The organism is Flavobacterium sp. GW821-FHT11G01, from assembly GCF_058808175.1.
The window spans coordinates 81,609-93,950 of record NZ_JBXARK010000002.1; the positions used below are offsets into that span (position 1 = coordinate 81,609).

A 12,342-nucleotide genomic window follows, 5' to 3' on the forward strand; every position below is an offset into this window, starting at 1 on the left:
CTTGAATGAATGAGGTTATTGTACATTGAGTTAATTTGAGTAAAACTCTATACAGCTGACAATTTTAAAAACTTAAAGTTATTTTATGATTATCTATGAAAAAAACACTATTTATTATTTCATTATTGTTCTGTTTCCAAATATCTAAAGCACAAACTTATGATATTTGTATATATGGTGGAACATCTGCTGGTGTTATAGCCGCACATACCGCTGCAAAAATGGGACATTCTGTTCTTTTAATTGAACCTTCGATCTTCTTAGGAGGCTTGACATCTGGTGGACTAGGCAATACTGATTTAGGAAAAGGACAGATTCTTTTAGGACTTGCAAACGATTTTTATCAAAGGATTGGAGATTATTATGGGACATCAATAAAGTATACATTTGAACCACATGTAGCTGAAGCGATTTTCAATGATTATATCAATGAGGCAAATGTCGCTGTTTTGTTTAAACACCGAATTATAAAGGCAAACCTGGTAAATAATAATATAAAAAGTATTGATTTAGAATCTGTTGATGGCAATGTTAATATAAAAAACATAAAAGCAAAGTATTTTATTGATTGCAGCTATGAAGGCGATTTAATGGCAATGGCTGGTGTTTCTTATACTATAGGTCGAGAAAGCAATAATATTTATAATGAAACTCTTAATGGTGTAGAATACAAATTTTCTTGGAGTCATCAATTCCCGGATGGTGTAGATCCATATAAGATTAAAGGTGACCCAAGTAGTGGATTATTATGGGGTATTTCAAGCGATGTTTTAAGTAGCGACGGAACTGGTGATAAAAAAATACAAGCGTATAACTTTCGGATTTGTTTGACTAATGTTGCTAAGAATAAAATAGACATAACTAGACCCGAGAATTATGATCCTCTAAAATACGAGCTTTTAATTAGACTGATTGAAGCTCAACCCGATAAAAATGATATTTATGGATATTTTAGTTGGGCTTCAATGCCTAACAACAAAACAGACATTAACAACAAAGGTGGATTTTCAACCGACATGATTGGTATGAACTATAATTATCCTGAAGCAACTTATAATGATAGAGCACAAATTTATAACAATCACAAAGAGTATATTATAGGGTTATTATATTTTTTAAGCCATGACAATCGAGTACCTGCTTCTATAAGATCTGAATTAATTAAATGGGGATATCCCAAAGATGAATACATAAACAACAATTATTGGTCACCACAGCTTTACATTAGAGAATCAAGGAGAATGTTGGGGTCATATATTATGACAGAGGCAAATTGTTTATCTAAAGTAGTTGTTGAAGATGGTATTATATCAGCAGGATACACCATTGACTCACATAATTGTCAAAGAACAGTTGTATTTAAAAACGGCTCAGCGATGGTAAAAAATGAAGGTGATATTCAATATCCAATCCCACATCCTTTTCCAATTGCTTATAGCTCAATGCTTCCGAAAGAAACGCAATGCAATAACCTAATAGTTCCTGTTTGTCTATCAGCAAGTCATATTGCTTATGGCTCAATTCGTATGGAACCAGTATTTATGCAATTGGGGCAAGTGGCTGCCATGGCAGCAGTATTTGCTATTGATAAAAATTTACCATTAAAAGAAGTACCAACCAATGAAATTTCTACAAAGTTAATTGAAAATTCATGGCAAAAATCACTTAATACAAATACAAAAAAAAGTGATATATTAGTACATATAGTTTCAAATATATTGACAGTGAAAACTAATATTATACCAATACAAATTAACATTTATAGTTTAGACGGTAAATTAGTTATCAAAAGAAATTTAGATACAGAAACAACCAATTTAGATATGAATGGATTGACTACAGGTATGTATATAGTTAAAGTCAAAAACGACACCATTAATTATTCCACTAAATTTATCAAACAGTAACAAGTTCGTAACAAAAAAATTAAAGCGTCATTCATTGCTTAAAGTTAAGAACACAAAATTCATCAAGAAAATATCACCTTATTAATTATTTAATTTTTTTACGAAAAGTTAAACCTCTTAATCGAATAAAGAATCAATTTTTTACAGTATTTAGTTACAGTATTTAAATGTGTAAATATTGTTTTTTTCTTCTTTATTAAAATAATTATTAAAAATGCTGTTTTTTTCAAGTAACTATGTATAACTATGGAACTGAATTATTTTGAGTAGAAAAGATGAATCATTTAGGAAATGTTTAATAGATTAAATATTTAAAATAAATAGCTAAAAATAAAAAGATATTGAATGTCCAATACTATAAATAACAAACGGATAGCAAAAAACACACTTTTTCTTTATGTAAGAATGTTCTTCACAATGGGCGTAAGTTTATATACATCAAGAGTGGTATTAAATACGCTTGGGATTGAAGATTATGGAGTTTATAGTATAGTTGGCGGAATTGTAACATTATTTAGCTTCTTCAACAGCGCAATGACCTCTGCGACACAACGTTTTTTGGCCTTTGATATAGGTAAAAATGATTTGCAACAATTGAAAAAAACTTTTAATGCCACACTTAATATTCATATTGGTATATGTATTTTGGTTTTCGTGTTATCTGAAACTATTGGGTTGTGGTTTGTAAATTATAAATTGAATTTGCCCTTCGACAGAATGACAGCTGTTAATTGGGTCTATCAGTTTTCTGTCTTTACTTTTCTCTTAGGAATAATACAAGTTCCTTATGATGCACTGATTGTAGCTCGGGAAAAAATGGATATCTATGCCTATATGAGCTTTGTAGAAGTTGTTTTGAAATTAATAATTGTTTACTTATTAGTTGTTTTTACCTTTGATAAATTGATTCTATACGCAGCTTTACTATTTTTTGTATCTTTTATTGTAAGAATGGGCCACAAATATTATTGCAAGAGATACTATGAAGAAAGTAAATACCAATTCTATTTTGACAAATCATTTTATAAAGTTTTATTGTCCTACTCAGGATGGAATTTATTTGGAAATATAGCAGCAGTAGCACGATCACAAGGTTCTAATATTTTATTAAATCTTTTTTTCGGTACCGTTTTGAATGCTGCTTATGGCATTAGTATGCAAATACAAGGAACTGTTCAGACTTTTGTAGTTAATTTTCAGATGGCTGTCAATCCTCAAATTATTAAATTGTATGCAGCTGGGAATAAGGAAGAATGCTTAAATCTTATTTTTCAGAGTGCAAAATTTTCATATTTTTTAATGTTTATAATAGCCTGTCCCATTATTTATAATATTGATTTTATTTTAGAATTTTGGTTGAAAAACCCGCCAAAATACACCTCTGTTTTTGTAACTCTTTGTTTGATTATTTTATTAATAGACTGTATTTCAGGTCCACTAATGATTGGCGCCCAAGCTACAGGTAATATAAAATGGTATCAAATTATTATAGGAACTTTAATTTTTCTCAATCTGCCTATAGCGTATGTTTTATTAAAAATATATAAAAATCCAGAACTTATTTATTACTCAACTGCAGTAATTTCATTATTAAGTTTAGTCTTTAGATTGTTTTTTTTAAGAGTTATTATAGGGATTTCTATTTTTGATTTTTGCAAGTCTGTACTTTTAAGAATAATTATAGTTACATTAGTTACAATTGGAGTTTTTACGCTTTTTGAATCTAATATATCTTTAACAAATGGATGGCAGTTCTTCATTCTAAAATTATTTGTTTTGTTTTTTACAATGATTTTCGCAATACTTTTTTTAGGAATTTCTAAAAAAGAATACAGATTTGTTAAAAATATGATAGCAAAAAAGATAATGAAATAATTATGATGATAAAACAATATATCTCAGAATGTAGTTTTTAAGTAATAGAGAAAACACAATTAAACATTATGCAATATATATATTACAAAGATCCTATTGGGAATTTTGGCGACGATTTAAATGGATGGTTATGGCCACAACTTTTTGGCAAAGAAAGTTTTGAAAATGACGATGCTTTCTTGGGAATTGGTTCGATCCTTTACAATGACAATAAACTAATCACTGATTTACAAAACAGAAAAAAAATTGTATTTGGTACTGGTATTAGACCTTCTTATCATTCCTTTAAATATGACAATACATGGGACATTAAATTTTTACGAGGACCTTTGTCTTCATACTCTTTTAATAACGAACATGAATATATAACTGATGCTGCTTATGCCTTACGTCATATTAAAAATTTCGAGTCACTTAAAAACTCAGAAAAAAAATATGAAATTAGTGTGATGCCATATTTCAGATCAATTAAATATTTTGATTGGAAATTGATTTGCGATCGTTTAGGCTATCATTATATATCTCCACTAAGTGAAAATGGAGTTGAATTTACATTGACGGAAATAGCCTCATCAAAATATTTAATTACAGAAGCTATGCATGGTGCCATTCTCGCTGATGTTTTAAGAGTGCCCTGGAATAGATATGTTTTATCAACTCCTGTTACTGAAGGCTCTATGGTTTCTGAATTTAAGTGGATGGATTGGTTAAGCTCAGTTGATCTTGCAAATATCAATACTACTTTTATAAAGTTTAACAGAAAAACTTTTTTGAATTCTTGGCTAAAAAAAATTAGTGGAAATATTCTGGATGCCGAATTTTTTATCAAGAAAATTGTTATTGATGATATTCTCTACAAACTGGCCTCAGTTGATCAGTATTATCTTTCGAAAGACAATACTATAGTAGATCTTGATACAAAAATAAATCAGAAAATTTTAGATTTTCAAAGAGAGTTAAAATAAAAAATGGTTTATACAAATAATGCTAATCTCTTCCAGACTAACATATTTTAAATTTGCCTATACTGCTTTTGATATTAAGCCCGAAACTTATTTAACTGATTATAAAGACATGGCTAATTCGAACTGATATCATAAAACTGTTTCGTTCCAACTTAGAAAAAACTAATGAAAAGTTGAAAGAAACTTTCAGGAAGTCAAGAGATATAAGTTTTAAACTCAGAATACTAAAGTTTAAGTATTCATGAGCATAACGTGTGGGTATGCTAAAATTTTAAAAAAACTTCAAAAATAATGCAAGAAAAGACAACAGAGTAAAACTTACATTTAAAATATGAAATATCTAATAAGTCAAGATTATACTAATACTTCAAATAATCATGCAGGCATGAAGCATATGTGTAATATGCTTAAAAGGCATTATCCTAATGAATATGAAATAATTATATTTCCAGATTTATATAAAAATATAAGTCAAAATAAATTTCTAAAAAAAATTCACGGCTTCTTGATAAAGAAACTTATCGTTCCTTATAAATATTTTAAAATTGGAAAAGGTTTAAATGGTATACTTAAAAAAGGGGACTCAGTATATTTGTTAGAATACTGTGAATTGTTGTTTCCGCAATTGGTTTTAGCACAATACCTAAAAAAACACACAAATGGAATTAACATATATGGATTGGTACATCTTATCCCTCAAAGTTTAAATGATTCATTCACAACTGCCCAAATTCAAAAATGGCTTAATCCATTGGATTGTATTTTGACTTTCGGGAGTTCTTTATCAAACTATTTTACTAGCAAATTAAATGTCCAAGAAAATAAAGTAAAAACCCTTTTCCACTATGCAGATTTAGATTATTACCAACCGTCCAAAATTTCCAATACAACACAAAAGAATAAATATGTTCCAAAAGTATTGGCAATGGGTAATCAAAAAAGAAATTTTGAATTATTATTGAGCATTGTAAAAAATAATCCAGACACACAATTCACAATTTGTCAGGGAGTAATGGATTTAAGTGATAAATTCCAAGGATGTAATAATATAGAATTAATTGGATTTGTTGAAGAATCGGAATTATTAGTCCTTATGCAAAATTCTGACATTTCACTGAATATAATTGATGACACTATTGGAAGCAATGTTATAACAACTTCAATGGCTGCTGGATTAGCAATTATTGTAAGTGATGTTGGCTCTATTAGAGATTATTGCAAAAATGATGGTGCCATTTATTGTCATAATAGTAATCCCGAATCTTTTTCGCATGCCATTATGAAATTGTTTCAGAATCATGAAAAATTAGATGAATTAAAAGCAAAATCAATTGAGTATAGTAAAAATTTTTCGATTCACTATTTTAATGATTTGTTAAATGGCTTATAGAAATATAAAATAAGAAAATCAACAATGTCCATAATTGAACATATACTGTTATTTACGTTACTTTTTTGGTTTTACTCCTTTTGGGGTAAAAAGAATTATAATATTATGCATAATTATGATTTCTGGATAATGGCTTTACTCCCTATAATAATGTACTCGATGATTATCGGATCGAGATATGGTTGGGGACCTGACTATATGTCGTATAAATATAGATTAGAAAATGCACTTAAAATTCCTGAAGAGCAAATAGGCTTTAAATGGCTAAATCAAGGTATTTATTTGCTTGGATTAAATTTTGTTGGAGGATTTATTGTTTATAGTTTTATATTTGTTTCTAGCGCCTTTGTTTTAATTCGAAGCTTCAAAAATGAATCAAAGTACATGTATGCCTTTTTTATACCCGCTACCTTAATATTTGTGAGTAGTGCAATTAGACAAGGTTTAGCTTTGAGTTTTCTATTATTAGCAATTTATTTCCTTAATAAAAAAAAATGGATTTATATAGTTATTTCTATATTAATTGGTGCTTCCATACATACAGCAACATTTATTCCTGTTTTTATCATTGGTTTTTTTTATTTGTTTACAACAAAACCACTAAACATGAAATTTACTATACCATTGTATCTGTTTTTTACATTTCTTTTTGATTCAAAAAAAATTGGATTCATTTCTAATTATTTGCAATATTTGTCATTTGCTAATAAATTTCAATCTTATATAGATTCTTCAGATGATTGGTTTGGTAGTGAGGCAGCAAATGTTATTTATGAACAAGGAATCTTTGCTTTAATAATGTCTTCTTTTTTTTACATCAGCATTATATATTTAGGGTATCGCGCAATTAAAATGAGGCCAATTGCAAATATTATTTATTTGTATAATAGTATGGTTTTTGGAATTATTTTTTATAGAATCGTTTTCTTATTTGAAATATTACGACGATTTGCAGAGCCGTTGATTATTTTATATTTCATAGTTTTAGGCTATTCGGTATATGTTTTTGAAGACAGGTTAAAAATGTCAAAAAAAGTTAAATTAGGTAAGTTGAAGACTAATTTAATGTCAAAAAAATATAAACTCGGACTGGCCTGTATTTTTTTATATCTTATTTTGTTTTGGGGTCGTTTTGTATTTTTAAATCCGACGGCATTATTTTTTTGGAATAAATAATTATAAATATGATTGAATCAAAAAAAATATTAAAATCATTTTTGGAATATGAAAAAAAAATATATTCTGAATATTCGTTTCAAACTAATAGTAGATACATTATATCTCGTTTTAAAAGAGAGCCTTCAAGAATGATATATTTATTTGTTACCTTATCTCGTAAAACAGATTATTATCATTTTCATGCAAAGAAAAACAGGTCTATTCTGGATAAATTTCTATATTTTATCTATGTATCTAGACGAAATCGTTTAGGAGAGAAATTAAGTCTGGAGATTGAAACAAAAAACATTAGCAAAGGATTAATGATTTATCATTATAACAATGTAATTAATGGAAGAAGTATTATAGGAGAGAATTGCCATCTACATGGAAATAACTGTATTGGTAATGATGGAAAATCTAATGATTGTCCTATTTTAGGAAACAACGTTATGCTTGGGGTAGGTGCAAAAGTCATTGGAGGTGTTACTATTGCTGATGATATAAAGATTGCTGCTGGTGCTGTTGTTGTGCATTCGTTTACGGAAAAAGGAATAACAATAGCTGGTGTTCCGGCAAAAAAGATAAATTAATGAATAAACTTATATTTGTTTCAGGCCCACAACGAAATATGTTGCCAGGTTATTGGTTATATGATTTTCTCGTGGAGGATGGTTATAATATCACTTCATTTTACATGCGTAAAGACAATAATGAGAAACAAAATAAGATTATTAATTATTATCGAATTTGGAAGGTAATTTTATATGTTCTTTTCAATGCAAGTAATAATGATTTAATTGTGGTTTATGATAATGATTCAATAGGTATTTATATTGCTTTGGCTATTTCGTTTTTTAGACCCAGTCTGATTGTTCATAAAATTAATTGTATGGCAAATAATAGAGAACGATTATATTCACCTATTAAGAAACCTTTAGTTAGGAGAGCTTACAAATATATCTATACAACTGTCAACAATGAAACAATATCATCGCTCTACTCCAATTACTTTAAACTCAATAAAAATCACTTTATTCCCGTACCTGACTCATTGTCAGATTTTGGTGAAGATATTGTAAAAATAAGTAACAGAGAAGATCAAGGATACATTTTTATGGGAGGTGCCACACATCGAGATTTTTCTTTATTTATTGAAATTGCTAAATTACTACCACACTATAAATTTGTGGCTGTAACGTTCGAGAAGTTTAAAAAAATATTTGCAAATGCTCCTGCAAATATGGATGTTAAATATTCGTTACCTGAAAAAGAATTCTATGAAGTGATTGCTCATTGCAGTATTGTTTTTATTCCATTAGTCAATAACTTACAAGGAGGCCAAATGGTACTCTTTCAAGGCGCACTATTAGAAAAACCCATAGTTACAACAGAAAATACAGCTATCCATACATATTTTAATGAATCAAGTGTTAAGTTGATGCAGATAGGAGATGTTAATGCTGCAATAAGTATTCTTTCAGAAATGATGGAAAATATTGGAATTCGTGAGCAAAGAGGTAAAGCTGCGTTTAATGATATTATAAAGTTTACACCAGAGAAGATTTACGAACAATATAAATTGAAATTATTTTCTATTCATCCGATTTAATATTTTGTGGTTTTTGAGTAAGATTTATTCGTTTTTTCTTGAAATTTTATTTTAATTATGAATCAACCGAAGTTAAGTATTATTGTCCCTATCTACAATGTAGAAAAGTATCTTTCTCGTTGTATGGATTCTTTGCTAAATCAAACATTAAAAGATATTGAAATTATTTTAGTTGATGATGGCTCGCCTGATTCTTCTCCTGGTAAATGTGATGAATATGCATTACAAGATTATCGTATTAAAGTAATTCATAAAAAGAATGGTGGACTTGGTTTTGCTCGTAATAGTGGCCTAGAAATAGCAACTGGAGAATTTGTTGCGTTTGTTGACTCTGATGATTATGTTGATTTAAAAATTTATGAAACCTTATATGGTCAAGCAAAAGAAATGAATTTAGATACCATTTTTTGCGGTTATAATAATGTAGATTCAAAGCAAAATATCAATGCCATTGCTGAGGTTGAATCACTAACAATTTTAGATTCCCAAAAAGAAATAGAAGGCTTTGTATTAGATATGATCGGCACCGAACCAAGTTATGCAGTCGATAGAAAATATCAAATGTCTGTTTGGCGTGCGATTTATTCTAGAAATATTCTAGAAAAAAATAATATTAAATTTTGTTCTGAAAAAGAATTTATTTCTGAAGATATTATTTTTCACATCGATTATTTACAACGAGTTGCAAAAATTGGTTTGATTACTGATTCAATGTATTATTATTGTGACAATGTGAGTTCTTCTTCCTTGTCAAAAAGTTTTCGAAAAGATAGATTTGAAAAATACGTCGTTTTATATAACGAAATTTGTTCACGCCTGCCTGTAAATAGAGTTAATGATAGAGCAAAAAGATTACTTATAGGTTATACAAGGTCTCTAATATTTATTCTAAATGATTATGATATTACAGTTAAGGAGAAAATAGAAATTGTTAAAGCAATATGTCATAATAATATTTGGAACGAAATATGCCTTGATTATAATTATACTCAATTACCTTCTTATCAAAGAACGATATTTTATCTTATAATCAAAAAGCAAGTATATTTACTAATTCTTCTTTCTTATTTGAAGAAAATGATATTAAAATAAAATTACAAAGCGGAAATTTTTAGTATTAAATTTTCAATTACAATACAGATTAAATTTAATTAGATGATTAATGAGTTTAGTTAAGGAAATAAAAAAAATAAGAGGAAACAGTAAGGGAATATTTTTCATTATTGCTTTTAGAACGAGTAGTTTTTTTACGAGATCGAGTGTCTTAAAAATTCTAGGATTTCCAATTAGATTAGGTTATAAATTTTTTTTTCAGTGGATGCTTGGGATTGATATTGATGACAGTACACAAATAGGCTTTGGATTTAATGTATTTCACGGTCAGTCTCTAATTATAAATAGAGATGTAATTATTGGTGATAATGTTACTATAAGGCATAATACAACAATTGGTGTAGCAAAGGAAGGGGGGAAATGTCCAGTTATTGGAAATAATGTCAATATTGGGTCAAATACAGTTGTTATTGGGGATATTATTATTGGAGATTATTCTGTTATAGCTGCTGGATCGGTTGTTGTTAAAGATGTACCAGAATATTCAGTAGTAGCAGGTAATCCGGCAAAAATTATTAAAAAAAATAGATGAAAGTTAAAAAAAAAAAAGTTTTAGTAGTTGGTACTTCATCTAAAACAAGAGGAGGTATTACTGCTGTTATAAAAGCTTACGAAACAACAGGTTTTTGGAAAGAATGGAATTGTGTTTGGATTGAGACTCATATAGATAAGTCTAGTTTAATTAAGCTTTGGTTTTTTTTTAAGAGTATTTTAAAGTATATTTTATTACTGCCAAGCGCAGGATTGATTCATGTCCATCTTAGTGCTCCTATGTCAGTTAAAAGAAAATATGCATTTTTATTTTTAGCGAAAAAATTTAAAACTCCTGTTATTATACATTTTCATGCTTTCAGTTCTGATTCAACTATTGATAAAAACCACCTGAAGCTATATTACAATATATTTAATATGGCTGATATTATAATTGTTTTATCAGAGAGTTGGAAACAAGGCCTTATAAAAGATTTAAATATTAGTCCTAATAAAATTGTTGTTCTTTATAATCCTTGCCCTGTTGTAATAAAAGATCAAGAAGTAAAAAAAACAAATACAATTTTATACGCAGGAACTTTAGACAGTAGAAAAGGGTATAAAGATCTAATTCAATCTTTTTCAAATATAGCATCAATATATCCTGATTGGAAACTTTGTTTTGCAGGGAATGGTGAAATAGCTGAAGGGATAAAATTTGCAGAAAAACTAAATATTAGTAATAAAGTGACTTTTGAGGGATGGGTTTCAGGTGCTAGAAAGGAAAAACTATTTAATGAAGCTACTGTATTTTGTCTTCCAAGTTATGCGGAGGGCTTTCCTATGGCGGTTCTTGACGCGTGGGCCTACGGATTGCCTGTAATAACAACACCAGTAGGAGGTATTCCTGACGTTGCTATTGATGGTGTCAATATGATGCTATTTCAGCCGGGCAATATAAATGAATTGAGTGAAAAATTAATGATTATGATATCTGATGAAGTTCTAAGAAACAAAATTAGTGAAGCTTCTTTAGACTTTTCAAGCCATAAGTTTTCTTTAGGTTCCATTATTAATAATTTAGCAAATATTTACAAAAAAACACAAAATTGAAAATTACAACTGACTTCTTAGATTATCACGTATATAAAAATAATTTAAGTGAATATAAATTAAGTAAGAAAACGGTAATAAACACTATTAATCAATACTCATTTTGTATCGCGGAAAATGATAGTGATTTTAAAAAAGCATTACAAAATTCTGACATTCTCTTACCTGATGGTATTGGAGTTGTTGTTGCTGTTAAAATGCTGAATGGTGACAGTATAAAAAAAATTGCAGGTGCAGATTTACATAATTTTCTTTTAAAAGATTTAGATAAAAAAGGCGGTTCTTGTTTTTATTTGGGATCTTCTCAAAATACACTGGACAAGATTGTTCAAAGAGTATCAAGGGAATTCCCTAACATTAAATTGGCAACATTCTCGCCACCTTATAAAGTTGAATTTTCTGAAGATGAAAATGCACACATGTTAAATGAGGTAAATGCATTTAAACCTGATGTTTTGTTTGTTGGAATGACAGCTCCAAAGCAAGAAAAATGGGTTGAAAAGCATAAAGATCATTTGGATGCAAGAATAATCTGTTCGATTGGTGCCGTATTTGATTTTTATGCCGGTACAATTGTTCGTCCAAATAATTTTTGGATAAATTTAGGATTGGAATGGTTGATAAGATTGTTAAAAGAGCCAAAAAGAATGTGGAGACGATATTTATACTATGGTCCTGTTTTTGTCAAATTTATTGTTAAAGAAAAAGCTAAGCGAATTTTAAATTATGATTCTTAGG

At 28.6% G+C, this 12,342-nt stretch carries 11 protein-coding genes; all 11 read left to right on the forward strand.

The annotated features are described in order from the left end of the window. Window positions 1–95 precede the first annotated feature (95 nt). The 11 genes from AC1RRN_RS04175 (at window position 96) to AC1RRN_RS04225 (ending at window position 12,341) form a co-directional block, all read left to right on the forward strand. The gene (locus AC1RRN_RS04175) at window positions 96–1,907 is read left to right on the forward strand and encodes an FAD-dependent oxidoreductase (RefSeq protein ID WP_492966101.1); all 1,812 of its coding nucleotides are present in this window, start codon (window positions 96–98) and stop codon (window positions 1,905–1,907) included. A 345-nt stretch (window positions 1,908–2,252) separates the two neighbouring features. Beyond that, window positions 2,253–3,782, forward strand: coding sequence for a lipopolysaccharide biosynthesis protein (locus AC1RRN_RS04180; protein WP_492966102.1), 1,530 nt, complete (start codon window positions 2,253–2,255; stop codon window positions 3,780–3,782). A gap of 68 nt (window positions 3,783–3,850) precedes the next feature. Continuing rightward, window positions 3,851–4,747: a polysaccharide pyruvyl transferase family protein gene (locus tag AC1RRN_RS04185; RefSeq protein ID WP_492966103.1), complete on the forward strand. Its 897-nt coding sequence runs from the start codon at window positions 3,851–3,853 to the stop codon at window positions 4,745–4,747. Window positions 4,748–5,078: 331 nt separating this feature from the next. Beyond that, window positions 5,079–6,137 carry a glycosyltransferase gene (locus AC1RRN_RS04190; RefSeq protein WP_492966104.1) on the forward strand — a complete coding sequence of 353 codons (1,059 nt, stop codon included), beginning with the start codon at window positions 5,079–5,081 and terminating at the stop codon, window positions 6,135–6,137. A 129-nt stretch (window positions 6,138–6,266) separates the two neighbouring features. Then, the gene (locus AC1RRN_RS04195) at window positions 6,267–7,313 is read left to right on the forward strand and encodes an EpsG family protein (RefSeq protein ID WP_492966627.1); all 1,047 of its coding nucleotides are present in this window, start codon (window positions 6,267–6,269) and stop codon (window positions 7,311–7,313) included. A gap of 131 nt (window positions 7,314–7,444) precedes the next feature. Continuing rightward, complete coding sequence (locus tag AC1RRN_RS04200; protein ID WP_492966105.1) at window positions 7,445–7,888, forward strand: serine O-acetyltransferase; 444 nt, start codon at window positions 7,445–7,447, stop codon at window positions 7,886–7,888. After that, the gene (locus tag AC1RRN_RS04205) at window positions 7,888–8,907 is read left to right on the forward strand and encodes a glycosyltransferase family protein (protein ID WP_492966106.1); all 1,020 of its coding nucleotides are present in this window, start codon (window positions 7,888–7,890) and stop codon (window positions 8,905–8,907) included. Before AC1RRN_RS04200 ends, AC1RRN_RS04205 begins: the two co-directional genes overlap by 1 nt. A 57-nt stretch (window positions 8,908–8,964) precedes the next feature. Continuing rightward, window positions 8,965–9,999 (forward strand): glycosyltransferase, encoded by a 1,035-nt coding sequence (locus tag AC1RRN_RS04210; RefSeq protein ID WP_492966107.1) that lies wholly within the window; start codon window positions 8,965–8,967, stop codon window positions 9,997–9,999. Between the two features lie 70 nt (window positions 10,000–10,069). Beyond that, window positions 10,070–10,552: a serine O-acetyltransferase gene (locus AC1RRN_RS04215; protein ID WP_492966108.1), complete on the forward strand. Its 483-nt coding sequence runs from the start codon at window positions 10,070–10,072 to the stop codon at window positions 10,550–10,552. Then, window positions 10,549–11,604 (forward strand): glycosyltransferase family 4 protein, encoded by a 1,056-nt coding sequence (locus AC1RRN_RS04220; RefSeq protein ID WP_492966109.1) that lies wholly within the window; start codon window positions 10,549–10,551, stop codon window positions 11,602–11,604. Before AC1RRN_RS04215 ends, AC1RRN_RS04220 begins: the two co-directional genes overlap by 4 nt. Continuing rightward, on the forward strand, window positions 11,601–12,341 hold the full coding sequence (locus AC1RRN_RS04225; RefSeq protein ID WP_492966110.1) for a WecB/TagA/CpsF family glycosyltransferase: 741 nt from the start codon (window positions 11,601–11,603) through the stop codon (window positions 12,339–12,341). The genes AC1RRN_RS04220 and AC1RRN_RS04225 overlap by 4 nt, the downstream gene beginning before the upstream one ends. Window position 12,342 lies beyond the last annotated feature (1 nt).

Coding starts and splice junctions, on each gene's coding strand:
- AC1RRN_RS04190 (WP_492966104.1), top strand. CDS start 5,079: ATGAAATATCTAATAAGTCAAGATTATACTAATACTTCAAATAATCAT.
- AC1RRN_RS04180 (WP_492966102.1), top strand. CDS start 2,253: ATGTCCAATACTATAAATAACAAACGGATAGCAAAAAACACACTTTTT.
- AC1RRN_RS04200 (WP_492966105.1), top strand. CDS start 7,445: ATGATATATTTATTTGTTACCTTATCTCGTAAAACAGATTATTATCAT.
- AC1RRN_RS04185 (WP_492966103.1), top strand. CDS start 3,851: ATGCAATATATATATTACAAAGATCCTATTGGGAATTTTGGCGACGAT.
- AC1RRN_RS04215 (WP_492966108.1), top strand. CDS start 10,070: ATGAGTTTAGTTAAGGAAATAAAAAAAATAAGAGGAAACAGTAAGGGA.
- AC1RRN_RS04195 (WP_492966627.1), top strand. CDS start 6,267: ATGGCTTTACTCCCTATAATAATGTACTCGATGATTATCGGATCGAGA.
- AC1RRN_RS04175 (WP_492966101.1), top strand. CDS start 96: ATGAAAAAAACACTATTTATTATTTCATTATTGTTCTGTTTCCAAATA.
- AC1RRN_RS04205 (WP_492966106.1), top strand. CDS start 7,888: ATGAATAAACTTATATTTGTTTCAGGCCCACAACGAAATATGTTGCCA.
- AC1RRN_RS04220 (WP_492966109.1), top strand. CDS start 10,549: ATGAAAGTTAAAAAAAAAAAAGTTTTAGTAGTTGGTACTTCATCTAAA.
- AC1RRN_RS04210 (WP_492966107.1), top strand. CDS start 8,965: ATGAATCAACCGAAGTTAAGTATTATTGTCCCTATCTACAATGTAGAA.